Source organism: Roseivivax sp. CAU 1753, assembly GCF_054482575.1.
Genome location: NZ_JBTLRF010000007.1, coordinates 38756 through 61422, shown reverse-complemented (window position 1 = coordinate 61422; position 22667 = coordinate 38756). Strand labels below are relative to the sequence as shown.

General features: G+C 66.6%; 24 protein-coding genes. 12 read left to right on the top strand and 12 right to left on the bottom strand.

Features of this window, described 5'->3' with window-relative positions:
* Positions 1-12 precede the first annotated feature (12 nt).
* Genes ACXYMN_RS14950 through ACXYMN_RS14920 form a run of 7 tightly spaced genes read left to right on the top strand, consistent with a single transcriptional unit; the run spans position 13 to position 5258 of the window.
* Positions 13-930, top strand: coding sequence for a branched-chain amino acid ABC transporter permease (locus tag ACXYMN_RS14950; RefSeq protein ID WP_459014525.1), 918 nt, complete (start codon positions 13-15; stop codon positions 928-930).
* Positions 930-1922: a branched-chain amino acid ABC transporter permease gene (locus tag ACXYMN_RS14945; protein WP_459014524.1), complete on the top strand. Its 993-nt coding sequence runs from the start codon at positions 930-932 to the stop codon at positions 1920-1922. The genes ACXYMN_RS14950 and ACXYMN_RS14945 overlap by 1 nt, the downstream gene beginning before the upstream one ends.
* Entirely contained in the window at positions 1919-2671 is a 753-nt protein-coding gene (locus tag ACXYMN_RS14940) for an ABC transporter ATP-binding protein (RefSeq protein ID WP_459014523.1), read from the top strand. Before ACXYMN_RS14945 ends, ACXYMN_RS14940 begins: the two co-directional genes overlap by 4 nt.
* Positions 2671-3372: an ABC transporter ATP-binding protein gene (locus ACXYMN_RS14935; protein WP_459014522.1), complete on the top strand. Its 702-nt coding sequence runs from the start codon at positions 2671-2673 to the stop codon at positions 3370-3372. The genes ACXYMN_RS14940 and ACXYMN_RS14935 overlap by 1 nt, the downstream gene beginning before the upstream one ends.
* A 21-nt stretch (positions 3373-3393) precedes the next feature.
* A complete protein-coding gene (locus ACXYMN_RS14930; RefSeq protein ID WP_459014521.1) occupies positions 3394-3846 on the top strand; it encodes a cupin domain-containing protein in 453 nt (150 codons plus the stop codon).
* Positions 3847-3850: 4 nt separating this feature from the next.
* The gene (locus tag ACXYMN_RS14925) at positions 3851-5086 is read left to right on the top strand and encodes a flavin-dependent oxidoreductase (RefSeq protein ID WP_459014520.1); all 1236 of its coding nucleotides are present in this window, start codon (positions 3851-3853) and stop codon (positions 5084-5086) included.
* Between the two features lie 16 nt (positions 5087-5102).
* Positions 5103-5258: a hypothetical protein gene (locus ACXYMN_RS14920; protein WP_459014519.1), complete on the top strand. Its 156-nt coding sequence runs from the start codon at positions 5103-5105 to the stop codon at positions 5256-5258.
* 12 nt (positions 5259-5270) lie between these two features.
* Here the strand turns inward: ACXYMN_RS14920 and ACXYMN_RS14915 are convergent, their stop codons facing one another.
* On the bottom strand, positions 5271-6020 hold the full coding sequence (locus ACXYMN_RS14915) for an SDR family NAD(P)-dependent oxidoreductase (protein WP_459014518.1): 750 nt from the start codon (positions 6018-6020) through the stop codon (positions 5271-5273).
* Complete coding sequence (locus tag ACXYMN_RS14910; RefSeq protein WP_459014517.1) at positions 6017-8305, bottom strand: bifunctional salicylyl-CoA 5-hydroxylase/oxidoreductase; 2289 nt, start codon at positions 8303-8305, stop codon at positions 6017-6019. Before ACXYMN_RS14910 ends, ACXYMN_RS14915 begins: the two co-directional genes overlap by 4 nt.
* Before the next feature lie 164 nt (positions 8306-8469).
* Here ACXYMN_RS14910 and ACXYMN_RS14905 point away from each other — a divergent pair, with 164 nt between their 5' ends.
* The 5 genes from ACXYMN_RS14905 to ACXYMN_RS14885 all read left to right on the top strand — a co-directional run bounded on the left by ACXYMN_RS14905 (position 8470) and on the right by ACXYMN_RS14885 (position 12279).
* Positions 8470-8889 (top strand): acyl-CoA thioesterase, encoded by a 420-nt coding sequence (locus ACXYMN_RS14905; RefSeq protein ID WP_459014516.1) that lies wholly within the window; start codon positions 8470-8472, stop codon positions 8887-8889.
* Positions 8886-9284 (top strand): RidA family protein, encoded by a 399-nt coding sequence (locus ACXYMN_RS14900; protein WP_459014515.1) that lies wholly within the window; start codon positions 8886-8888, stop codon positions 9282-9284. Before ACXYMN_RS14905 ends, ACXYMN_RS14900 begins: the two co-directional genes overlap by 4 nt.
* Positions 9285-9475: 191 nt before the next feature.
* Positions 9476-10426, top strand: coding sequence for an MBL fold metallo-hydrolase (locus ACXYMN_RS14895; protein ID WP_459014514.1), 951 nt, complete (start codon positions 9476-9478; stop codon positions 10424-10426).
* Between the two features lie 60 nt (positions 10427-10486).
* A complete protein-coding gene (locus tag ACXYMN_RS14890) occupies positions 10487-12103 on the top strand; it encodes an FAD-dependent oxidoreductase (protein ID WP_459014513.1) in 1617 nt (538 codons plus the stop codon).
* Entirely contained in the window at positions 12094-12279 is a 186-nt protein-coding gene (locus tag ACXYMN_RS14885) for a DUF2783 domain-containing protein (protein ID WP_459014512.1), read from the top strand. Before ACXYMN_RS14890 ends, ACXYMN_RS14885 begins: the two co-directional genes overlap by 10 nt.
* On the opposite strand, the gene ACXYMN_RS14880 is transcribed toward ACXYMN_RS14885, so the two are convergent.
* The 10 genes from ACXYMN_RS14880 to ACXYMN_RS14835 form a co-directional block, all read right to left on the bottom strand.
* Positions 12261-15341 carry an efflux RND transporter permease subunit gene (locus tag ACXYMN_RS14880; RefSeq protein WP_459014511.1) on the bottom strand — a complete coding sequence of 1027 codons (3081 nt, stop codon included), beginning with the start codon at positions 15339-15341 and terminating at the stop codon, positions 12261-12263. The genes ACXYMN_RS14885 and ACXYMN_RS14880 overlap by 19 nt on opposite strands.
* A 4-nt stretch (positions 15342-15345) precedes the next feature.
* The gene (locus ACXYMN_RS14875) at positions 15346-16431 is read right to left on the bottom strand and encodes an efflux RND transporter periplasmic adaptor subunit (RefSeq protein WP_459014510.1); all 1086 of its coding nucleotides are present in this window, start codon (positions 16429-16431) and stop codon (positions 15346-15348) included.
* Positions 16428-17024 carry a TetR/AcrR family transcriptional regulator gene (locus tag ACXYMN_RS14870; RefSeq protein WP_459014509.1) on the bottom strand — a complete coding sequence of 199 codons (597 nt, stop codon included), beginning with the start codon at positions 17022-17024 and terminating at the stop codon, positions 16428-16430. The genes ACXYMN_RS14875 and ACXYMN_RS14870 overlap by 4 nt, the downstream gene beginning before the upstream one ends.
* A 1227-nt stretch (positions 17025-18251) precedes the next feature.
* Complete coding sequence (ureG, locus tag ACXYMN_RS14865; RefSeq protein WP_459014508.1) at positions 18252-18911, bottom strand: urease accessory protein UreG; 660 nt, start codon at positions 18909-18911, stop codon at positions 18252-18254.
* Positions 18908-19564: an urease accessory protein UreF gene (locus tag ACXYMN_RS14860; RefSeq protein WP_459014507.1), complete on the bottom strand. Its 657-nt coding sequence runs from the start codon at positions 19562-19564 to the stop codon at positions 18908-18910. The genes ureG and ACXYMN_RS14860 overlap by 4 nt, the downstream gene beginning before the upstream one ends.
* The gene (locus tag ACXYMN_RS14855) at positions 19548-20000 is read right to left on the bottom strand and encodes an urease accessory protein UreE (RefSeq protein ID WP_459014506.1); all 453 of its coding nucleotides are present in this window, start codon (positions 19998-20000) and stop codon (positions 19548-19550) included. The genes ACXYMN_RS14860 and ACXYMN_RS14855 overlap by 17 nt, the downstream gene beginning before the upstream one ends.
* A 67-nt stretch (positions 20001-20067) precedes the next feature.
* Positions 20068-21780, bottom strand: a complete 1713-nt coding sequence (ureC, locus tag ACXYMN_RS14850; protein WP_459014505.1) for an urease subunit alpha — start codon at positions 21778-21780, stop codon at positions 20068-20070.
* 53 nt (positions 21781-21833) lie between these two features.
* A complete protein-coding gene (locus tag ACXYMN_RS14845) occupies positions 21834-22142 on the bottom strand; it encodes an urease subunit beta (RefSeq protein ID WP_459014504.1) in 309 nt (102 codons plus the stop codon).
* Entirely contained in the window at positions 22139-22351 is a 213-nt protein-coding gene (locus tag ACXYMN_RS14840) for a hypothetical protein (RefSeq protein ID WP_459014503.1), read from the bottom strand. The genes ACXYMN_RS14845 and ACXYMN_RS14840 overlap by 4 nt, the downstream gene beginning before the upstream one ends.
* 12 nt (positions 22352-22363) lie before the next feature.
* Complete coding sequence (locus ACXYMN_RS14835; RefSeq protein ID WP_459014502.1) at positions 22364-22666, bottom strand: urease subunit gamma; 303 nt, start codon at positions 22664-22666, stop codon at positions 22364-22366.
* Position 22667: the final 1 nt, after the last annotated feature.

The window sequence follows — 22667 nt, the reverse complement described above, 5'->3', positions numbered from 1 at the left end:
GGGACCGCGCCCATGACCAACCTCTTCGTGCTGCAGCTTCTCAACGGCGTTCAACTGGGCGTTCTGCTCTTTCTGATCGCCGCCGGGCTGACGCTGGTCTTCGGGATCATGGACGTGGTCAACCTCGCCCACGGGGTGCTGTACATGGTGGGGGCCTACCTGATCGCCACCTTCGCGGCGGCGACGGGCAGTTTCTGGTGGGGGCTGTTGCTGATGTTCCCCGCCGCCATCGCGGTCGGGCTGGTGCTCGAGGTGGTGGTGATCCGGCGGCTCTACGCGCGGTCGCATCTCGATCAGGTGCTGGCGACCTTCGGGCTGGTGATGATTGCCAACGAGGCGGTCAAGATGATCTGGGGCGTCTCACCGCTGTCGGTGCCGATGCCAGAACTCCTGTCCGGCTCGGTGCCGCTGATGGGGCCGCTGCGCTACCCGGTCTACCGCATCGCGATCATCGCGGCAGGGCTGGCGGTGGCGCTGGGGCTTTATGTCGTGGTCAATCACACCCGCATCGGGATGCTGCTGCGCGCGGGCGCCACCAACCGCACGATGGTGTCGGCGCTTGGCATCGACATCGGCAAGCTTTTCGCCATCGTCTTTACCATGGGCGGGGTGCTGGCGTGTTTCGCCGGGGCCATCGTCGCACCCATCTTGTCGGTCGATACCGGCATGGGGGAAAGCGTGTTGATCCTGACCTTCGTCGTGGTGGTGATCGGTGGCATCGGGTCGGTCAAGGGCGCGTTCTTCGGCGCGATCCTGGTGGCGGTGGTCGACACCGTGGGCGGCGTCTTCGGGCCGATCTGGCTGCGCGCGGTGCTCGATCCGGCGGCGGCGGGTCAGACCGGGCGGATGCTGGCCCCGATGCTGGTCTATATCCTGATGGCGGCGATCCTCTTTGCCAGGCCCGCGGGACTGTTCGGGGGGCGCGGCTGATGGCCGAGACCGCGCTGACATCCGCGCCCGCAACGCGGCCCGCGCTGGCGGTCCGGGTCAAGGCGGCGCTGGTGCTGTTTGCGCTGTTCGCCGCCCTGCCACCTGTGGCGGCGGCGCTTGATGACCCGTTCCTGGTGCTGATCGGCACGCGCATCCTGGCCTATGCCATGGCCGCGATGGCGCTGGACCTGATCCTGGGATACGGCGCGATGGTGTCGTTTGGCCATGCCGCCTATCTGGGCTTCGGCACCTACGCGGTCGCCATTCTGTCAAGCTACGGCGTGCACGACATCTTCCTGCAGATCGCCGCCGCCATGGGTGTCTCGGCGCTGTTCGCGCTGATCACGGGCGCGATTTCGCTGCGCACCAAGGGCGTCTATTTCATCATGATCACGCTGGCCTTCGGGCAGATGGCGTTTTTCTTCTTCATCTCGCTTTCGGCCTATGGCGGTGATGACGGCTATGGGCTGACGCAGCGCTCGACGGTGCTGGGCAGCGATATGCTCGAGAACGATTTCACCCTTTATTACGCGACGCTGCTGGTGCTGATGGCGCTGTTCTGGGTCTGCCACCGCATCGTCGGCGCGCGCTTTGGCCGGGTGCTGACCGGCATCCGCGAAAACCGCCTGCGGATGGAGGCGGTGGGCTATGCGCCGTTCCGCTACCAGCTGACCGCGTTCGTGATCTCGGGGTGCATGACCTCGGTCGCTGGGGTGTTTCTGGCCAATCAGGCAGAGTTCGTGTCGCCCGCTTTCATGTCATGGCACCGCTCGGGCGAGTTGATCGTGATGGTGGTGCTGGGCGGCATCGGCACGCTGTCGGGGGCCATCGGCGGGGCGGTTGCGGCGCTTTTGCTGGAAGAGGCGCTGGGGGCGCTGACCGAACATTGGCGGCTTTGGTTCGGCCTGTTTCTGGTGCTGATGGTGCTGTTTTCGCCGCGCGGGATCACCGGGCTGCTGAAGAAGCTCGGGCAGCGGAGGGCGCGGGAATGAGCCGCCTTGAAATCCGGCATCTGCGCAAGAGCTTTGGCGCGCTCAAGGTCACCGATGACGTGTCGCTGACCATCGAGCCCGGCGAACTGCACGCCATCATCGGGCCGAACGGTGCGGGCAAGACCACCTTCGTGTCGCAGCTTTCGGGGCAGCTCGGGTCCGACAGCGGCGATATCCTGCTGGACGGGCGCAGCATCATGGCGCTGCCGATGCCCGAACGGGTGCATCTGGGGCTGGCGCGGTCGTTCCAGATCACCCAGGTGCTGCCCGGCTTCACCGTTCTGGAAAACGTGGCCCTTGCGGTGCAGGCGCGGTCGGGTTCGAGCTTTCGGTTCTTTTCGCGCGTTGCCGAAGAGGCGGCGCTGAACACACAGGCGATGGCCGCACTGGCCGAGGCGGGGCTTCAGGATCGCGCGGGTAGCAATGCCGGCGCGCTCAGCCATGGCGAACACCGGCGGCTGGAACTGGCCATCGCGCTGGCGACAAAGCCGCAGATCCTGCTGCTGGACGAACCGCTGGCGGGCGTCGGCGGCGAGGATGCGGAGGCCTTCGTGGCCCGGCTGGCAAAGCTCAAGGGCAAGCTGACCATGGTGCTGATCGAACATGACATGGAGGCGGTGTTCCAACTGGCCGACCGCGTGTCGGTGCTGGTCTACGGCCAGATCATCGCCACCGGCACCCCCGAAGAGGTCCGCCGCGATCCGCAGGTGCGCACCGCGTATCTGGGCGAAGAGGAGGAGGCCGCCTGATGCTGACCGTGTCCGGACTTGAGGCGGCGTATGGCGAAAGCCGCATCCTGTTCGGCATCGATCTGCATGTGGACAAGGGCGAGGTGGTCACGCTGCTGGGCCGCAACGGCATGGGCAAGACCACGACGATCAAGTCGATCTTCGGCATCCTCAAGCCGCGCGGCGGAACGGTGCAGATCGACGGCACCGACCTGACCGGGGCAGAGCCGCACCGCATCGCGCATGCGGGTCTCGGCCTCGTGCCCGAGGGGCGGCAGATCTTTCCGACGCTGAGCGTGCAGGAAAACCTTGTCGCCACCGCGCGAAGCGGCAGCGATGGGGGCGGCAAATGGACCCTTTCGCGGATCTACGACCTGTTCCCCCGGCTGGCCGAACGCAAGCGCAACATGGGCTCGCAACTGTCGGGCGGCGAACAGCAGATGCTGGCCATCGGGCGCGCGCTGATGACCAATCCGCGGCTGATCGTGCTGGACGAGGCGACCGAGGGGCTGGCCCCGCTGATCCGCGCCGATATCTGGGCGGTGCTGACCCGGCTCAAGGCCGAGGGCGAGGCGATCCTGGTGATCGACAAGAATGTCGACGCGCTGACCAAGTTCGCCGACCGACACGTGGTGATCGAGAAGGGCCGCGTGGTCTGGACCGGCACCAACCGCGACATCCTTGCCACCCCCGAGGTCAAGGACCGCTTCCTGCATGTATAAGACCCGAAAAGGAGATAGATCATGACCATGTTGCCCGGCGTCACCAAGGCCAGTTCCGGCCTCGACGATATCAAGTGGAACATCCTCGGGCAGACCTATGTGCCCAAGCAACGGTCGGAACGGTCGATGGCCTGGCACGCGACCTTGCCCAAGGGCACCTTCGTGCCGCCGCATATCCACCCGACGCAGGACGAGTTCATCTATGTGCTGGAGGGCCGGTTCGACCTGCTTCTGAACGGGGTCGAGGCCTATGCCGAACCGGGCGACCTGATCCGCCTGCCGATGGGCATCCCGCACGGCATCTTCAACAAGTCCGACACCACGATCAAATGCCTGTTCTGGGTCGCGCCGGAACGCCGCCTGTTCGATCTGTTCTGGGCGCTGCACAACCTCGGCCCCGATGCCAACCCGGCGGATGTGGTCGCCATCTCGGCCGAGCACGAGGTCGATTTCCTGCCACCCCCCGAGGAATGAGCCGATGCGCGTTCTGATCGCAGGGGCCGGGATCGGCGGGCTGGTGACGGCGCTGATGCTGCATGCGCGCGGCATCCCCGTCACCCTGTACGAGGCGGCGCGCGAGGTGCGCGAAGTGGGCGTCGGCATCAACGTGCTGCCGCATGCGATCCGCGAACTGGACGCGCTGGGGCTGTTGCCCGCGCTCGACCGGGTGGGGCTGCGCACGCGCAAGCTGTCCTATCTGACCAAGCAGGGGCAAGAGGTCTGGTCGGAACTGCGCGGCATGCATGCGGGCCACGACGTGCCGCAGTTCTCGATCCATCGCGGGCGGTTGCAGAAGCTGATCTTCGACGCGGTGATCGACCGGCTGGGCAAGGACGCGGTGCGCACGGGCCGCAGGCTGGCAGGGTTCGTGCAGGACGAGGCGGGCGTGACGGCGCAGTTTACCGACAGTGTCGAGGGTGGCGCGGGCATGACCGACCGCGGCGACGTGCTGATCTGCGCCGACGGCATCCATTCGGCGGGGCGGCGCGTGTTCTATCCGAACGAAGGCGCGCCGTCGTGGCAGGGCGTGGTGATGTGGCGCGGGGCCACCGACTGGCCGGTTTGGGAGGATGGCGAAAGCATGGCCATCGGCGGCGGTCTGGGCGGCAAATTCGTGCTCTACCCGATCGCGCCCGCCGTGAAGGGCCGCCAGCTGATGAACTGGGTGGTCAACGTGCGGATCAAGGACCCCGCCATCTCGCCGCCGCCTCCCGACAACTGGTCGCGTCAGGTGCCGCTGTCGCGGGTGCTGCCGCATGCGCTGCGCTTTCACGTGCCGGGCATGGATATCGGCAAGCTGGTGCGGGCGACCGGGGCGATCTTCGAATACCCGATGGCCGACCGCGATCCGCTGCCGCGCTGGACCTTCGGGCGGGTGACGCTCTTGGGCGATGCGGCGCATCCGATGTATCCCGTGGGCTCGAACGGGGCGAGCCAGGCGGTGTTGGATGCGCGCTGCCTTGCCGATGCGCTGGCCGGGGCGGAACATCCGCGCGCGGCGCTTTGGGCCTATGAAAAAGACCGCCTGCCCAAGACCGCCGACGTCGTGCGCACCAATCGCGTCGGCGGGCCGGAACGGGTGATCGACGAGATCGAGAAACGCGCGCCCGCCGGTTTCCGCGATGTGAACCAGGTGCTCGATTACGAGACCCGCAAGGCCATCGTCGGCGGCTACGCGCACATGGCCGGGTATTCCCAGGTCAGGCGGGGCTGACGGGTGGGAGATGTGAATGGAGGACCGGACCGAGCGCGACGCGCGCGCAAGGCAGGCGGAATGGGTGGCGGCGGCAAAGCCGGGATTCGCGGCAGAAGCGGCGCGGCTTGAGGAACACGGACCGACATTGGCGCGCTATCGACGCTGTCGGCCGCTGCTGCCCGAGGACTGATGGCCAAAGCCGCTAGACCTCGCCGCCCGAGATCGAGATCGCCTGACCGGTGATGCCTTCCGATCCCGGCCCGCAGATCCACAGGGCGGCGGCGACCACTTCGGCGGGCTGGGTCAGGCGGCGCTGGGGGCTCATCTTTTCAAGCTGGGCGCGGGCGTCCTCGGCGGAGAGGCCGGTCTTGTCCATGATGTTCGCCACCGACCGCTCGGTCATCTCGGTATCGAGGAAGCCGGGGCAGAGCGCGTTCACGGTGATCCCCGTCCGCGCCATCTCAAGCGCGGCGGCCCTGACCATACCGACGACGCCGTGCTTGGCGGCGCTATAGGCCGACACGTAAGGGTAGCCCTTGAGCCCGGCGGTCGAGGCCACCGCGATCAGCCGCCCCCAGTCGCGGCCTTTCAGATGCCGCGCGCCGTCCCGCAGGGTCAGGAACGCGCCGGTCAGGTTGACGTCGACCATCGCTTTCCAGTCGGCCAGATCTGTGCGGGTAAAGGGTGCCGACGCGGACGCCCCGGCATTGGCGATGACGATATCGCAGGGACCGGACGTGTCGAACATGGCGGCGACCGAGGCTTCGTCGGTGACATCCGCCGTCACCGTGCGGATCGCGTCGTGCCCCTTGGCGACGGCGTTCAGCGGCGCGGCACGGCGGCCCGCGATCCAGACTTGCGCACCCGCCTCGGCAAAAGCCAGCGCCAGCGCCGCGCCCAGCCCGGTGCCGCCGCCGGTGATCAGCGCGGTCTTGCCCGACAGATCCGTCATGCGCGGATGCCCAGACCTTCGCCGCGTTCGGCGAGCCGCTGCATCTGGTCTCGTCCGGGCAGGTAGGGCAGGGGCCACGCGGTCTGGTCGTCGCCAAGGGCTGCCGCCGCGTGCAGCGTCCAGTAGGGATCGGCCAGATGCGGACGGGCGAGCGCCACCAGATCGGCGCGCCCCGCCATCAGGATCGAATTGACGTGGTCCGGCTCGTAGATATTGCCGACCGTCATGGTCGGGATGCCCTTTTCGTTGCGGATGCGGTCCGAGAAGGGCGTCTGGAACATGCGGCCATAAACGGGCCGCGCCTCGACGCTGGTCTGCCCGGCGGACACATCGACGATATCGACGCCCGCGTCGCGGAAGGCGCTGGCGATCTCGACCGCCTCTTCGCCCTCGACGCCACGCTCGCCGACCCAGTCGGTCGCCGAGATGCGCACCGACATGGGCTTTGCCTCGGGCCAGACGGCGCGCATGGCGCAGAACACCTCGAGCGGGTAGCGCAGGCGATTCTCAAGGCTGCCGCCGTATTCATCCGTGCGGGTGTTCGAGATCGGCGAGATGAAGGACGAGATCAGATAGCCGTGTGCGGCGTGCAGCTCGACCATGTCGAAGCCCGCCCGCGCCGCCATTTCCGTGGCGGCGACGAACTGATCGCGCACCATGTCCATGTCGGCGCGGTCCATCGCCTTGGGCGTCGCGTTGGCGTCGGACCACGGGATCGCCGAGGCCGACAAGATCGGCCAGTTGCCGTCTTTCAGGGGCGCGTCCATCGCTTCCCAGCCCAGCTGGGTCGAGCCCTTGCGCCCGGAATGGCCGATCTGCATGCAAAGCTTGGCCTCGGTCTCGGCATGGACAAAATCCACAAGCCGCCTCCACGCGGCCTCGTGTTCGGGCGCGTAAAGCCCGGGGCATCCCGGCGTGATGCGGCCCTCGGGCGAGACGCAGGTCATTTCCGTATAGACCAGCCCCGCGCCGCCCTTGGCGCGTTCGGCGTAATGGGCAAAGTGCCAGTCGGCAGGCGCGCCATCGACCGCCTTGTACTGCGCCATCGGCGAGACGACGACGCGGTTGACCAGCCGCATGTCGCGCAACTGGAACGGCGCGAACATCGGCGCGCGGTGCACGCCATTGGCCCCCGATTGCGTCTGGAACCACTCTTCGGCCTCGCGCAGCCACTTGGGGTCGCGCAGGCGCAGGTTCTCGTGGCTGATGCGTTGCGACCGGGTCAGCAGCGAATAGTTGAACTGCACCGGATCGAGGTCGAGATACCGCTCCACGTCCTCGAACCATTCGGTCGAATTGCGCGCGGCCGATTGCAGGCGCAGCACGTCGAGGCGGCGGTCTTCCTGATAGGTTGTGAAGGCCTCTTTCAGGGTCGGCTTGGTCGACACCAGATCCGCCAGCGCGATGGCGGATTCAAGCGCCAGCTTGGTGCCCGACCCGATCGAGAAATGCGCGGTGGCCGAGGCATCGCCCAGAAGCACGATATTTTCGTGGTGCCATTTTTCGCAGAGCACCCGGTTGAAGTTGAGCCAGGCCGAGCCGCGCAGATGCTTCATGTTCGAGATCAGCGCATGGCCGTCCAGATGCGCCGCGAAGATCGCCTGACAGGCGGCGATGGTTTCGGCTTGATCCATGGTGTCGAAGCCCGCGCGCGTCCACGTCGCCTCGGAACATTCGACAATGAAGGTCGCGGTGGCGTCGTCGAACTGATAGGCATGCGCCCAGATCCAGCCATGCGGCGTTTTCTCGAAGATGAAGGTGAAGGCATCGTCGAACTTGGCCTGCGTGCCCAGCCAGATGAACTTGCAGGCGCGGGTGTCGATCTCGGGCTTGAAGGCGTCTTCATAAAGCGTGCGGGTGCGCGAATTGACCCCGTCGGCGGCGACCACAAGGTCATATTCAAGCCGCAGCGCGTCGATATCGGCAACCTCGGTTTCAAAGCGCAGATCGACGCCGAGTTCGCGGGCGCGGTCCTGCAACAAGAGCAGCATGGTCTTGCGCCCGATGCCGCAGAAGCCATGCCCGGTCGAGGTGATGCGCGTGCCGTCCTTGATGACGGCGATATCGTCCCAATAGGCGAAGTGTTCGCGGATCGCGGTGGCGCTTGGCGCGTCGTTCTCTGCGAGGTTGTCGAGGGTTTCGTCCGACAGCACCACGCCCCAGCCGAAGGTGTCGTCGGCCTTGTTGCGTTCGATCACCACCACCTCGGAGTCGGGCTGGCGCAGTTTGAGGCTGATCGCGAAGTAGAGCCCGGCGGGCCCGCCACCCAGACAGACGGTCTTCATAGCGTCACCCTTCCTGAGGTTCCCGGTCAAAGGGGAATGATGCACCGGGGTGCGAAAATTTCAAGTATAAAACTTTAGGCTTGAAGTTTTTGGCGCGCTGCGGGATTGTCGGATGCGAATGGCGGGCCGGGCATGCGGCCTGTGGTCGGGCGGGGCGGGTCATCATGGCGGTCTACACCTTTCGCAACGCGGTGATGTTTCAGCACTGCGATCCGGCGGGCATCGTCTTTTACCCGCGCTATTTCGAGATGATCAACGAAGTGGTCGAAACGATGTTTCGCGATGCGCTGGACTGGCCCTTCGCGCAGATGCACGTGCGGGACCGCACCGGCGTGCCGATGGGCCGCATCGCAACCGAGTTTCACGCCGCCTCGCGGTTGGGCGATGTGCTGGACTGGACGCTTGCGGTCACCCGGATCGGCGGGGCCAGCCTGGATGCGGTGCTGCGCGCGCAGTGCGACGTGCAGGCGCGGCTGACGGCGCATTTCACGCTGGTCTATGTCGATCTCGACAGGATGCGGTCGGTCCGCTGGCCAGAGGACAAACGGGCAATGCTGGCCCATTTCATGGAGGATGCCGCATGAGCACCATCACCGTTCACCCCGAAGGCTGGAAACCCGCCAAAGGCTATGCCAACGGCGTGCTGGCCGAGGGCCGGGTGCTCTTCGTCGGCGGCCAGATCGGCTGGACCGCGCAGCAGGTCTTCGAGACGGATGACTTCATCGGCCAGATGGTCCAGGCGCTGCGCAACATCGTCGATGTGGTGCATGCGGCGGGGGGCGAGGTCGCGCATATCACGCGGCTGACCTGGTATGTCACCGACAAGCAGGAATACCTGGCCCGCCAGAAAGAGGTCGGGGCCGCCTACCGCGAGGTGATGGGCTACCACTTTCCGGCGATGACCATGGTCGTGGTCGCGGGGCTGATCGAGGATGCCGCCCGCGTCGAGATCGAGGCGACGGCGGTGTTGCCCGCCTGAGCCGTACGGCAAGGCATCGGCGCGTTGCCCGGCGCGTTGCCCGGCGCGTTGCCCGGCGCGGGTCGCGTTGTTTGCCGCCGCCCGCATTGACTGCGACCGCAAACCTGACGAACATTCCCGAGGCGCGTCCGGCACGCCCGGCCCGTCCGGACGTTGCAAGGACCACCCAGCAGATCTGACAGGAGAGCCCCATGGCCAAGGCATTCGCCTCTGCAGGCGACATGAGCGAGAAGACCATCAGTTTCACCGAGGTCGGCGAGGGCCTGTGGGCCTTTACCGCCGAGGGCGATCCCAACTCGGGCGTCATCATCGGCGACGATTCGGTGATGATCGTCGAGGCGCAGGCAACCCCGCGCCTGGCCAACAAGGTCATCGAGAAGGTCCGCGAAGTGACCGACAAGCCGATCAGCCACCTCGCGCTGACGCATTATCATGCGGTGCGGGTGCTGGGGGCGTCGGCCTATGGCGCATCGCAGATCATCATGTCCGACACCGCCCGCGCCATGGTCGCAGAGCGCGGCCAGGAAGACTGGGACAGCGAATTCGGCCGTTTCCCGCGCCTGTTCGAGGGGCACGAATCGATCCCCGGCCTGACCTGGCCCACCACCACCTTCAGCGACCGCATGAGCGTCTATCTCGGCAAGCGCCGCGTCGACATCATGCACCTGGGCCGGGCCCATACGGCCGGCGACGCGGTCATCCACGTGCCCGACCAGAACGTCATGTTCACCGGCGATATCGTCGAATACCACTCGGCCTGCTATTGCGGCGACGGACATTTCGGCGACTGGGGATACACGCTGGACGAGATCAAGGCTTACGGCGTCGATGCCATCGCACCCGGGCGCGGCGACGCGCTGATGGGGCAGGAGATGGTCAACACCGCCATCGAAAGCACCCGCGATTTCGTTGACAGCACCTACCGGCCCGCCGCCAAGGTCGCGGCGCGGGGCGGTAGCCTGAAAGAAGCGTGGGACGCGGTGCGCGCGGAATGCGACCCGAAGTTCGCCGATTACGCCATCTACGAGCATTGCCTGCCGTTCAACGTGGCGCGTGCCTATGACGAGGCGCAGGGCATCGACACGCCGCGCATCTGGACCGCCGAGCGCGACCGCGAGATGTGGGACGCGCTGCAGGGATAGGCCGGGCGCCGAGGATTTTTGACAAAAAATCCTGGGTCACGGGCGGAGAGGGAGGACCACATGCTGCAAGACCGATATCGACTGGCCTTCCGGCTGTACCCCTATGCGCGCCATCCCGATCAGGACGCGGACACGCCCGCGCATCATCCGGTCATTGTGGTCGGCGGCGGGCCCATCGGGCTGGCCTGCGCGCTTGATCTCGGGCGCAAGGGCGTGCCGGTCGTGGTGCTCGACGATCACGAGGGCGTGGGGCAAGGCAGCCGGGCGATCTGTTTCGCCAAACGCTCGCTCGAGATCGCGGCGCGGATGGGGGCCGGGCAGGCGATGCTCGACAAGGGGGTGGTCTGGCAGGTGGGGCGCGTGTTCCACGACCGCGACGAGCTGTTTTCGTTCAACCTTCTGCCCGAGGCAGGACACCGCTTTCCGGCCTTCATCAACCTGCAGCAACCCTACATGGAGAAGTTCCTGTTCGAGGCGATCGACACCGCGCGGGCCAACGGCGCACCGATCGAGGTGCGCGGCAAGAACCGGGTCGCGGGCGTCGAGGCGCGCGACGATGGCGTCACGCTGCGCATCGAGACGCCCGAGGGCGACTATAGCCTGACCGCCGATTGGCTGATCGGCTGCGACGGCGCGCGGTCACCCTTGCGCGACATGCTGGGGCTGGGCTTCGACGGGCGCGTCTTCGAGGACAATTTCCTGATCGCCGATGTGAAGATGCAGGCGGATTTCCCGACCGAGCGCTGGTTCTGGTTCGAGCCGTGGTTCAAGTCCGGGGCTTCGGCGCTGTTGCACAGGCAGCCCGACGACATATGGCGCATCGACTTTCAGCTGGGCTGGAACATTGACCGCGAGGCCGAACTGCGCCCCGAGAACATCCGCGCCCGCGTCGATGCGATGCTGGGCGCGGATGTGGAGTATGAGCTGGAATGGACCTCGATCTACACCTTCCAGTGCCGCCGGATGGACCGGTTCCGCCATGGTCGCGTGCTGTTTGCCGGCGACAGCGCGCATCAGGTGTCGCCCTTCGGCGCGCGCGGCGCCAATTCAGGGCTGCAGGATGCCGACAATCTGGGCTGGAAGCTGGCGGCGGTGATTGCGGGCGCGGCCCCCGATGCGCTGCTCGACAGCTATGACGACGAACGCATCGCGGCGGCGGACGAAAACATCCTCAACTCGACGCGGGCGACGGATTTCCTGACACCCAAGACCGAGGTCAGCCGGATGTTCCGCGATGCGGTGCTGCACCTCGCGGGGCGCCATGCCTTCGCGCGACCGCTGGTCAATTCCGGCCGCCTGTCGGTGCCGCGCGTCTATGATGGCTCACCGCTGAACACGCCCGATGCGCTGCCCGGTGGCCCGGATCGCACCCGCCCCGGCAGCCCGTGCCCGGATGCGCCGCTTGGCGACGGATTTCTGCTCGACCGGCTGGGCGACCGGTTCCAGGTGCTGGCGGTTGGTGTCGATGTGCCCGACGACGCGGGCATCGACGTGCTGAGGGTCGATCCGGCGGGCGCGCCCGAGGTGCGCGCGCGCTATCTGGGCGACGCGCCCGGGGCGGTCTATCTGCTGCGCCCGGACCAGCACGTCGCGGCGCGCTGGCCCGCCTATGATGCGGATGCCGTGAAAACCGCGCTTGACCGCGCGATGGGAAAGGGGGCCAGCACATGCGCCTGACCACAGAGCCGAACCTCGCGCAGCCCGACGATGCTTATGCGCTGCTGCTGGAGCATCACGAGGGCAAGACGCCCGAGGAAAGCCACGCCTTCAACGCGCGGCTGATCCTGATCCTGATGAACCAGGTCGGCGACATGGACGTGCTGCGCGCCGCGTTTCAGGCCGCCGAGGCCTGAGCCGCGGGCAGTTCGGCGCTGTTGGTCTTCCAGGCCTTGGGGAACATCAGCGAATAGAACACCGGCGCCGCGATCAGCGTCAGGATCGACGCAAAGCCCAGCCCCCCCATGATGGTCACCGCCATGGAGGCGAAGAACGCATCCCACAAAAGCGGGATCATCCCGAGGATCGTCGTTCCCGCCGCCAGCACCACGGGACGCAGACGCGAGGTCGAGGCCTGCACGATGGCATCGCGGAACGGCACGCCCTCGGCGCGGGTCAGGTCGATCTCCTCGACCAGGACGATGCCGTTCTTGAGCAGCATCCCCGACAGCGACAACAGGCCCAACAGGGCGGTGAAGGAAAACGGCAGGCCGGTGCCCAGCAGGCCAAGCGCCACGCCATTGACCGCCATCGGCACCAGAAGCCAGACGATCAGCGGTTGCCGCAGCTTGCCGAACAGCAGGATCGAGATCAGCACCATGATCAGAAGCGACACCGGCAACTGGCCGCCAAGGCTGGCCTGCGCGTCGGTCGAGCTTTCGTATTCGCCGCCCCATTCCAGCGCGTAGCCTTCGGGCAGCGCCATCGCCTCGATCGGGCCGCGCAGTTCGGTGAACACCGCAGAGGCATTGACACCGGCGGGCACCCCGGCCTCGACGGTGATCGTCGGCACCCGGTCGCGGCGCTGGTAGAGCGTGTCTTCGATGCCGTAGGAAAACCCGTCCATGATCTGCTCGACCGGGATGTAATCGCCCGCGGCACTGGAATAGACGATCTGGTCGATCAGATGCGCCGCGCCCGGTTCGGCAACACCGGGCATGCGCACCGTGATCGGGATTTGCCGGTCGCCTTCGCGAAACACGCCCGCGGTGGTGCCGTCTGTGGCGGTGCGGAAGGTGGCGGCCAGATCCGCGCGGGTGACCCCGGCGGTCTGGGCACGGTCCTCGGCATAGGCCGGGCGCAGCACCAGTTCGCGTTCGCGCCAGTCGGTGCGCAGGTCCTGCACCTGGTCGGTGGTCCGCAGCATGATGTCCGTGGCCTCTTGCGCCAGCGCGCGCAGCACGTCCGGGTCGTTGCCCGAAAAACGCGCAGCGATAGGGGCGCCGCCGCCCGGGCCGAAGGCCAGCCGCTCGGTCCGGAACTCGCCCTCGGGCAGGGTCGCGCGCCCGAACGCCTCGAGGTCGGCGCGCAAGGGTGGGATATCGCCCAGGGTTTCGGTGCGGATCACGAGGTGGCCATAGGTCGGCAGCGCCTCTTCCGGGCCATAGGTCAGCATGAAGCGCGTGGCCCCGCCGCCCACGAAGGTCGCCACCGACACCACGTCGTCGCGGCCGTTCAGCCAGTCTTCGAGCTGGGCCATGTCGCTGGCGGTGGTGTTGATGCTGGCGCCCTGCGGCAGCTTGTAATGCACGTAGAACAGCGGCGTGTTGCTGTCGGGAAAGAACTGCTGCTTGACCTGACCGAAGCCCCAGTAGCAGACCACTGTCACCGCCAGCAGCGCCACGACCACCAGCCAGCGAAAGCGCAATGCGCCGCGCAGCACCGCGCCATAGGCCCGGAACACCGGCCCGCCGTAAGGATCGCCGCTTGAACCGTCGCCCTGCCGGAAGATGTAATGCCCCAGAAGCGGCGTTGCCGTGATCGCCAGCACCCAGGACAACAAGAGCGAGATGCCGATCACCGCAAAGAGCGAGAACAGGAACTCGCCGGTGGCATCCGGTGACAGGCCGATCCCGGCAAAGGCCATGATGCCGATCACCGTCGCCCCCAGAAGCGGGATCTGGGTCTTGCCCGCCACGTCGGTCGCCGCTTCGCGCGAGGATTTGCCCTGCTCCATGTCGCCCTGCATGCCCTCGGCCACGACGATGGCGTTGTCGACCAGCATGCCCATGGCGATGATCAGCGCCCCGAGCGAGATGCGCTGCATCTGCAGGTCGGCCAGCGCCATGAAGAACAGCGTGCCGACCACGGTCAGGAGCAGCGTCGTGCCCACCACGACCGCCGCCCGCCAGCCCATGAACACCGCCAGCACCGCCACCACGATGGCCACCGACAGCGCCAGGTTCACCAGAAAGGCCGACGACGCCTCGTCGACCACCACGTGCTGCTGGTAGATCGGGTGCAGGGTGACGCCGATGGGAATGTTGGACTGCAACTGGTCGAGCTTGGCATCGACGCCGCGCCCGACATCGACGATGTTCTCTCCCTCCTTGCCGGACACGCCGAGGGTAAAGGCCTCGGCCCCGTTGAAACGGATGATCATCGCGGGGTCCGCCACGCGGGCGCGGTAGACGCGGGCGATGTCTGTGATCTCGATCACCTCGCCATTGACACCGATGGTCAGGCTGCGGATCTCGTCGACCGTGCCCGACCCTTCGGGGGCGGCGATGCGGATTTCCTGCCCCGCCATCGAGACAGAGCCCGCGTCCGCCACGCTGTCGGATTCCGAGATCGCCTGCAGGATCGCGGCAGGCGGCAGGCCGAGGTTGGTCAGCACGGCGGTGTCCGGCTCGACGAAGATGTTTTCCTCGGGCAGGCCCGCGATGGCGACGTCGGCCACCCCCTGCACGGTCAGCAACTGACGGCGCAGATATTCCGCCATGTCGTGCCTTTCGGCATCGGTGAAGCCCGGCGCGGTGACGCCGTAGAAGATGCCGTAGACATCGCCGAAGCTGTCGTTGACGAGGCTCGCATTGGCGTTGGCGGGCAGTCGGCCCTGCGCGTCCTGCACCCGTTTGCGCAGCTTGTCCCAGATCTGCGGCAACTCGGTGCCGTCATAGGTGCTTTCGATCTCGACCGTGATGCGGCTGACGCCGGGCTTGTTGGACGAGGTGATGAACTTGATCTCGGACATCTGCTGGATGGCGGATTCCAAGGGTTCGCTGACCTCGGTCGCGACCTGCGCCGCCGACGCGCCGGGGTATTCGGTGAAGACCACCGCGGTCTTGATGGTGAAGGCCGGATCCTCGAGCCGCCCCATCGCGGCAAAGCCCCAGAGCCCGCCCAGAAGGCAACCGATCATCAGCATCCATGTCAGCAACGACCGGTCGATCGCGCCCTGCGCTATGCCCTTGCCCATGATGTCATTCCCCGATGCTGGTAAAGCGGCGCACGCGCTGGCCGTCGCGCAGCATGGCCGCACCGGCGCGGACGATTTCCGTGCTGGCGCCGGGCCCATCAAGCAGGATCACGCGCCCGTCGTCGCGGATCGCGATTTCGACCGGGGTCTGCCGCACGGTGCCGACATCGGGATCGTCGCCGGACGGCTCGAACACCATGACATTGGTGCTGCGGTCGGGCGCGTAGACCAGCGCGGTTTCCGGCAGCACCACCTGCATCTCGTCGCCGCGCCGCGCCTCGGCGGTCACCGTGACGGAGGCACCGGGTAGCACGAAGGCGTCGGGCCGGTCGCGAAAGGCCAGCGTGACCCGGAAGGTCTGGGCGACGTCGGCGGTCTCGGCCTCGAACTCGCGCACATCGAGGGGGTAGGCCGTGGGGCTTTCCGGCAGCGAGGCAAGGAAGGTCACGTCGGCGTTGGATTGCGCCCGGCGGAACAGGATCTCGGGGACGTCGATATCGACCCGGACCTCGGACATGTCCGAGATGCGGATCACCGGCGTGCCCGCCGTGACGGTCGAATAGGTGCGCACCAGTCGCCGCACCACCAGCGCGTCGAACGGGGCCTTCAGCGTCGCATCGGCCAGCTGGTCCCGCGCCGTCTCGAGCGCGATCTCGGCAAGGTCGCGCTGGGTTTCGGTATCCTGCACCTGCACCTCGGCGACATTGGCGCGCGACAGTTCGTTCAGCCGGTCGAGGTCGCGCTGCGCCTTGGTCAGGTTGACCTGGGCCTGCGCCACGTTGCGCTGGAACGGCGCAAGGTCAAGCTCGGCCAGCAGGGTGCCCGCCGGGTAGGTGTCGCCCTCGGTCACCGCAAGGCGTTCGATCTGGCCGCCGACCTGAAACGCCAGATCGACGGTTTCGCGCGCGGTGACCCGGCCAAAGAATTCGCGCTTGAGCATGGCCTGCTCGGGGTCGAGCATCATCAGCTTGGCGGGGCGCAGAACCGCGTCGGGCGCGGCATCCGCGCCGTCCTGCGCATGCGCGACACGCGACCCCACGGTCACGAGGGCGAGGCAGGCAACAAGGGGCAGGAAGCGGGCAATCGTCATGTGTCTGTCTCCGAAAGGGAAAGCGGGGCGACGTCCGGCCAGCCGCGAAAGATGAGTGTCGTGAAGGCCTGCGCCAGCCGCTCGGGCGGCATCGGGTTCGGCGTCTGCAGCCAGGCGTTCAGCACGCCGATGAAGGCCCCGCTGTAGAACCGGGCGGCCACGCGGCGCAGATCCGGATCGTGGGCATAGGGGTTCGAGGGGTTGCGCCTGAGCAGATCGTCAAGCAGTTCGGCAAAGCGGTCTTGCGGCGCCAGACCCGGCACGCCTTGCAGCAGCGCCGCGAGACGCGGATCGGACCGGTCGATATCGCGGAAGATGCCGGCAAACTTGTCGCGGTGGGCGGCAAGACGGTCTTCGCCGGTGCAATCGGGGTCGATCATGGCGCTGCGCCTGGCCAGCAGGTCAAGCAGATCGGTGACATATTCGTCCAGCATCTCCGCCAGATCGCGATAGTTGGCGTAGAAGGTCTGCCGCGTCTTCCCGGCCCGGCGCGCCAGTTCCTCGACCGAGATCTCGGCAAGCGGCTTCTCGGCCAGAAGCGCGCGAAGAGCGGCCTGCAACTTCAGCCGGGTGCGATGACGACGGGTGTCCATCAGGCGGATATGACTGAATTTGGACAGGTGTCAAGAAAGCTGTCTGGTAAATCCGTGCAAGATCGAAGTTCTGTCCATAGTCTGGCGACGCAGAGCGCCGGTCGTTCGGATGGCCTGGGTAAGCCGAAGCGCGGCACCATGGATTGCATAGCGGCGCAAATGCCCATTCTGTTCGCGAGAACTGCCGCCACCGCGTTGTTTTTATGTGCGACCTGACCAACGTAACTTGACCTTGTCCCAGACACGATGCCGTCCATTCCCTACGAAGAACACAGCGAAGAGGTCGTAGGGTCTATCGGAAAAGGGCGTGTCTCGAATGTGGTGGGAATTCCTCAACGATGTGGACCGGGCATCTGTCTGCCATTGGTTCCGTTCAGGCCGCGATGAGAGGACCATCTGAGCGACAGGCTGAGCTTAGGGTTCCCGTCCATCGGTCTTCCGCATCCACCGCCCGGCAGTCGCCGCTTGCGGCAAGATCGGCACGATTTCGGCGCGAGGCAACACGGTCCGGGTTGCGATGCGGCGGCGGAACTCCTCGATCACGCGCTCGATTATCCTCGGCATTTGACTCAGAAAGCCAAGGCAGGGCAGTTTTCGCCGGTTTCGATGGTTTTGGCGCTTTTGGTAGCTGTTAACCGCAGGACGGCTGCGCCGGCATGACCGAGCGCAATGTCCACGGTGCAGATTTTCGAGTTTGACGACCCGGACAGGGCAGTGAGGCGGTAGAAAGAAGCCGCTGGTCTATCGGTCGGTCGAGTGCCGATGCGGGACACGCTGGCAGAGGCCGCCGCCTGCGCGGGGGTCCAAGTGGGCCGGGTTGGCGGTGTTTGGTTGAAAAGCCGGAAGATCCAAATCTTCACGGGTTTAGTGGACGGGCTGTTCGACAAGCCCGGTAGGAATGCCGTCGACGATCGAATCATCCGGGTCGGCATTGGCCAACAAACTGAAATCGTTAGGAAACTTGCCACTGCAATCAACCGTTTGGTGTCATCCAACAGGTCCCAATGCGCAGCGCGATGACCGACAGGGCAGGGCGCGGAGCAGTTGGCGGCAACGTTGGAAGATGTGACGCAAATCCGCCTCTACCTGACCAACGTCGCCGACTGACATGCCGTGTCGGCGGTGCAAACGCCGCCGTCGCGCCGAGCGCGGCCAGCCGCTGATATCTTCTGACCCAAGACCGGGCGCGCGACCGGACCGTCGCGGGCCACGGCCTGCGATTGGACCTTAGGCGTCCGCCGTTTCTGCCTTGGGCTTTGTCGCGGTATCGCCCGCATCGATGCCGCCGATGGCGGCCAGAAGGGCCACGATGTCGCGGACCCCGTCGCGCGCGCGCAGCGAGGTGAACACGAAGGGCCGTCCCCGCCGCATGACCTTGGCGTCCCGGTCCATGACCGCAAGCGATGCGCCCACATGTGGGGCGAGGTCGGTCTTGTTGATGACAAGAATATCGGATCGTGTGATGGCCGGGCCGCCCTTGCGGGGGATTTCCTCGCCCGCGGCCACATCGATGACGTAGATGGTGACATCCGCCAGCTCGGGGCTGAAGGTCGCCGACAGGTTGTCGCCGCCGCTTTCGATCAGCACGACGTCGATGTCGGGATGCCGCGTCACCAGCTCTGCCACGGCGGCCAGGTTGATCGACGCGTCCTCGCGGATGGCGGTGTGCGGGCAGCCGCCGGTTTCCACGCCGATGATGCGGTCCCGGGGCAGCACCTGAAGCCGCATCAGGGCCTCGGCGTCTTCCTGGGTGTAGATGTCGTTGGTGACGACCCCCACCGACAGCCGGTCGCGCAGCGCCTCGCAGAGCGCCGCCGTCAGCGTGGTCTTTCCGGCCCCGACGGGCCCCCCGATGCCGACCCGCAGGGGTCCATTCATATCGGTCATGTGCGGAACATCCTTGAATATTGGGTTTCGTGTTTCATCGACGCGATATCGGACAGAAAAGCGGTGGAGGACATCGCCGCGGGCCCCGCATCCTGCGCCCGGCTGGCAACCTTCAGGGCCAGCGGCGTCAGATCGCGGATCAGCCGCTGTCCGTCGGTCTGGCCGATCGCCCCGAGGCGCGTGGCGGCAGAGACGAGGTTGGCCAGGACGCCTTGCAGATACATCTGCGTGGTCAGGTGCGGCGGCAGGGCTTCGCATCTGGCGGCGTGCCCGACCGCCACGGGATAGGCCAAGGCCCCGGGGTCGCCATGTGGCCAGACATCCGCGAAGATCCGGCAGAAGGCGCGGCCTTGCATGCGCGTCTCAAGCAGGCGTTCCGCCGAGGCGGCAAGGGCACAGCATTCCGCGTCCAGCGCGGTCAGCGCGTCCGGGCTTTCAGCGGCATAGCCCGCGACCAGGAACAGGCAATCGTTCCAGCCCGCGCCATGCTCCAGCACGTCGGCAATCCAGCCGGACACCGCGTCAACGCCCACCACATCGCCGGATGTGATCGCCCATTCGAGCCCGTGCGAATAGGCAAAGGCCCCGACCGGGAACGCCGGCGAAAACCATTGGACCAGCGTCAGGACATCCGTGTCAGTGGGCGTGGCCATGTGTTCTTCCATGTCCATATGCGCCGCCTTCGGGCGTAAACGGCTCTGTCACCTCGCGGGTTGTCGCACCGATCTTTCCCAGCATGTCGCGGATGACATGGTCGCGTTGCACCAGAAGCCGGTCGGGGCCGATCTGGCAGGGCGTGTGGCGGTTGCCGATATGCCAGGCGATGCGCGGCAGATCCGGGCCGGTCACCTCCAGCAGCTCTTCGGGTGCGGCGTTGACGACGACTTCGCGGCCATCTTCCAGCACCAGCACGCCACCATGGGCAAGGGACGTGGTCTGCGCAAGGTCGACCAGAAAGGTCTCGCCTTCATCGGTGATCAGCATCTTGCGGCGCAGGAACCGACCCTCGTAGGTCAGCGATATGCGCGCGGCCGCGGGTGCGTGGCTGTGATCGCGATAGGTGCGGGAAATGCGCGTGAGGGTCTGCATCGGGTGTCTCCGGAGTTGGTCGGACGCTTGGCGTGACGGGGCAGGGCTGGGCAGGGCAGGGGGCGCGTCAGAACATGAAATAGCGTTGCGCCATCGGCAGGACCTCGGCGGGCTGGCAGGTCAGCAATTCGCCGTCGGCGCGCACCTCGTAGGTTTCCGGGTCCACCTCGATCCTCGGGGTGGCGTCGTTGAGGACGAGGTCCGACTTGCCGATATTGCGGGTGTTCGTCACCGCGACGGTCTGTTTCGCCAATCCTAGCGTGTGGCCGATGCCCGCATCCTGCGCGGCGGCGCTGACGAAGGTGACCGACCCGTGTTCGACGGCGCGACCGTACGCCCCGAACATCGGGCGGGAATAGACCGGTTGCGGCGTCGGGATCGACGCGTTGGGATCGCCCATCTGCGCCATCGCGATGGTGCCGCCCAGCAGCACCATCTCGGGCTTCACGCCGAAGAACGCGGGGTTCCAGAGCACCAGGTCAGCGCGCTTGCCTTCGGCGATGCTGCCGATCTCGTGGCTTATCCCATGCGCGATGGCGGGGTTGATGGTGTATTTCGCGATGTAGCGGCGGACGCGGAAGTTGTCATTTGCGCCGGTTTCCTCGGGCAGACGCCCGCGTTGCTTCTTCATCTTGTCGGCGGTCTGCCAGGTTCGGATCAGCACCTCGCCGACGCGCCCCATGGCCTGACTGTCGGACGCGATGATCGAGAACGCGCCCATGTCGTGCAGGATATCCTCGGCGGCGATGGTTTCGCGGCGGATGCGGCTTTCGGCGAAGGCCACGTCCTCGGGGATCGACTTGTCGAGGTGGTGGCAGACCATCAACATGTCGAGGTGTTCTTCAAGCGTGTTCACGGTGAAGGGCCGCGTCGGGTTGGTGGACGACGGCAGGACGTGTTCCTCGCCGCAGATCCTGATGATGTCCGGCGCATGGCCGCCGCCCGCGCCCTCGGTGTGGAAGGCGTGGATGGTGCGGCCTTTCATCGCCGCGACGGTATTTTCGACAAAGCCCGATTCGTTCAGCGTGTCGGTGTGGATCATCACCTGCACGTCGAAGGCGTCAGCCACCGAGAGGCAGCAATCGATCGCCGCCGGTGTTGTCCCCCAATCCTCGTGCAGCTTCAAGGCGCAGGCCCCGCCAAGCACCTGTTCCTCGAGCGCGGCGGGCAGCGACGCATTGCCCTTGCCCGCGAAGGCGAGGTTCATCGGAAACGCATCCGCCGCCTGCAACATGCGCCCAATGTGCCACGGGCCGGGGGTGCAGGTGGTGGCCAGCGTGCCATGTGCGGGGCCGGTGCCGCCGCCGAGCATGGTGGTCAGGCCGGAATGCAGCGCGTCTTCCATCTGTTGCGGGCAGATGAAGTGGATATGGCTGTCGAAGCCGCCCGCGGTCAGGATCCGGCCCTCGCCCGCGATCACCTCGGTGCCGGGGCCGATGACGATGTCGACGCCGGGCTGCGTGTCGGGATTGCCCGCCTTGCCGATCCGGGCGATGCGCCCGTCCTTCAGGCCCACATCGGCCTTGTAGATGCCGGAATGATCGACGATCAGCGCGTTGGTGATGACCGTATCGACGGCCCCCTGCGCCCGCGACACCTGGGATTGGCCCATGCCGTCGCGGATGACCTTGCCGCCGCCGAACTTGACCTCTTCGCCGTAAGGGCCGGTCAGGTCGCGCTCGACCTCGATGATCAGGTCGGTGTCGGCCAGTCGCACCCGGTCGCCGGTGGTGGGGCCGAACATCGCGGCATAATCGGCGCGGTTGATGGTGGCGGGCATGGCGTTCTCCTGGGTCGGATCGTGGGCCGGGGGCTGCGCCCCGGCGGGGCGGCTCAGTCGAGCGCGCCCATGACCTTCTGATTGAAACCGTAAACCCGCCGCGCGCCTGAGATCGGCACCAGCGACACGTCGCGGCGCTGACCCGGCTCAAACCGCACAGCGGTGCCCGCGGCGATGTCGAGCCGCTGGCCGCGCGCGGCGTCGCGATCGAAATCCAGCGCGGCATTGGTTTCGGCGAAGTGGTAGTGGCTGCCCACCTGCACCGGCCGGTCGCCGGTATTGGCCACCATCAGCGTGGTGACGGGGCGTCCCGCGTTCAGGGTCAGATCGCCCTTTGCGGCAAGAACCTCGCCCGGGATCATTTGGCCCGTGCCCCCGCCCGCGTCCCCGCCCCCGCCCCGACACAGCCGTGGATGACGGCAGCGCCCCCGGCCAGGACCAGCCCGAGCAACAGCAGCATCAGCAGGGGCAGGGCGGATCCATCGCCCGCGTGGTGGTGCAGTGCCGGGCCGGTATGGGCAAGGGCCGGATGGGCCAAGGTTGCGGCAAGGGCGATCAGAACGGGTTTCATCTTGTGGCTCCTTCAGCGGATCGGATTGTGGACGGTGACAAGTTTCGTGCCGTCGGGAAACGTGGCCTCGACCTGCACGTCGTGGATCATCTCGGCGATGCCGCTCATGCATTGGTCGACGGTGACGACCTCGGCCCCGGCCTGCATCAGGTCGGCGACCGACCGCCCGTCGCGGGCACCCTCGACGACCGTGTCGGTGATCAGGGCAATGGCCTCGGGGTGGTTGAGCTTGACGCCGCGCGCCAGCCGCTTGCGGGCGACCTCGGCGGCCATGGCGATCAGCAGCTTGTCTTTTTCTCGGGGGGTCAGGTTCATG

Bases quoted from the DNA above. Each gene is read 5' to 3' on its own strand.
- ACXYMN_RS14945 (WP_459014524.1), top strand. From the start codon at position 930: ATGGCCGAGACCGCGCTGACATCCGCGCCCGCAACGCGGCCCGCGCTG.
- ACXYMN_RS14915 (WP_459014518.1), bottom strand. From the start codon at position 6,020: ATGACGGATCTGTCGGGCAAGACCGCGCTGATCACCGGCGGCGGCACC.
- ACXYMN_RS14950 (WP_459014525.1), top strand. From the start codon at position 13: ATGACCAACCTCTTCGTGCTGCAGCTTCTCAACGGCGTTCAACTGGGC.
- ACXYMN_RS14940 (WP_459014523.1), top strand. From the start codon at position 1,919: ATGAGCCGCCTTGAAATCCGGCATCTGCGCAAGAGCTTTGGCGCGCTC.
- ACXYMN_RS14930 (WP_459014521.1), top strand. From the start codon at position 3,394: ATGACCATGTTGCCCGGCGTCACCAAGGCCAGTTCCGGCCTCGACGAT.
- ACXYMN_RS14835 (WP_459014502.1), bottom strand. From the start codon at position 22,666: ATGAACCTGACCCCCCGAGAAAAAGACAAGCTGCTGATCGCCATGGCC.
- ACXYMN_RS14925 (WP_459014520.1), top strand. From the start codon at position 3,851: ATGCGCGTTCTGATCGCAGGGGCCGGGATCGGCGGGCTGGTGACGGCG.
- ACXYMN_RS14895 (WP_459014514.1), top strand. From the start codon at position 9,476: ATGGCCAAGGCATTCGCCTCTGCAGGCGACATGAGCGAGAAGACCATC.
- ACXYMN_RS14920 (WP_459014519.1), top strand. From the start codon at position 5,103: ATGGAGGACCGGACCGAGCGCGACGCGCGCGCAAGGCAGGCGGAATGG.
- ACXYMN_RS14890 (WP_459014513.1), top strand. From the start codon at position 10,487: ATGCTGCAAGACCGATATCGACTGGCCTTCCGGCTGTACCCCTATGCG.
- ACXYMN_RS14870 (WP_459014509.1), bottom strand. From the start codon at position 17,024: ATGGACACCCGTCGTCATCGCACCCGGCTGAAGTTGCAGGCCGCTCTT.
- ACXYMN_RS14875 (WP_459014510.1), bottom strand. From the start codon at position 16,431: ATGACGATTGCCCGCTTCCTGCCCCTTGTTGCCTGCCTCGCCCTCGTG.
- ACXYMN_RS14905 (WP_459014516.1), top strand. From the start codon at position 8,470: ATGGCGGTCTACACCTTTCGCAACGCGGTGATGTTTCAGCACTGCGAT.
- ureC (WP_459014505.1), bottom strand. From the start codon at position 21,780: ATGCCCGCCACCATCAACCGCGCCGATTATGCCGCGATGTTCGGCCCC.
- ACXYMN_RS14935 (WP_459014522.1), top strand. From the start codon at position 2,671: ATGCTGACCGTGTCCGGACTTGAGGCGGCGTATGGCGAAAGCCGCATC.
- ACXYMN_RS14860 (WP_459014507.1), bottom strand. From the start codon at position 19,564: ATGGCCACGCCCACTGACACGGATGTCCTGACGCTGGTCCAATGGTTT.
- ACXYMN_RS14885 (WP_459014512.1), top strand. From the start codon at position 12,094: ATGCGCCTGACCACAGAGCCGAACCTCGCGCAGCCCGACGATGCTTAT.
- ACXYMN_RS14880 (WP_459014511.1), bottom strand. From the start codon at position 15,341: ATGGGCAAGGGCATAGCGCAGGGCGCGATCGACCGGTCGTTGCTGACA.
- ACXYMN_RS14845 (WP_459014504.1), bottom strand. From the start codon at position 22,142: ATGATCCCGGGCGAGGTTCTTGCCGCAAAGGGCGATCTGACCCTGAAC.
- ACXYMN_RS14855 (WP_459014506.1), bottom strand. From the start codon at position 20,000: ATGCAGACCCTCACGCGCATTTCCCGCACCTATCGCGATCACAGCCAC.
- ureG (WP_459014508.1), bottom strand. From the start codon at position 18,911: ATGACCGATATGAATGGACCCCTGCGGGTCGGCATCGGGGGGCCCGTC.
- ACXYMN_RS14910 (WP_459014517.1), bottom strand. From the start codon at position 8,305: ATGAAGACCGTCTGTCTGGGTGGCGGGCCCGCCGGGCTCTACTTCGCG.
- ACXYMN_RS14840 (WP_459014503.1), bottom strand. From the start codon at position 22,351: ATGAAACCCGTTCTGATCGCCCTTGCCGCAACCTTGGCCCATCCGGCC.
- ACXYMN_RS14900 (WP_459014515.1), top strand. From the start codon at position 8,886: ATGAGCACCATCACCGTTCACCCCGAAGGCTGGAAACCCGCCAAAGGC.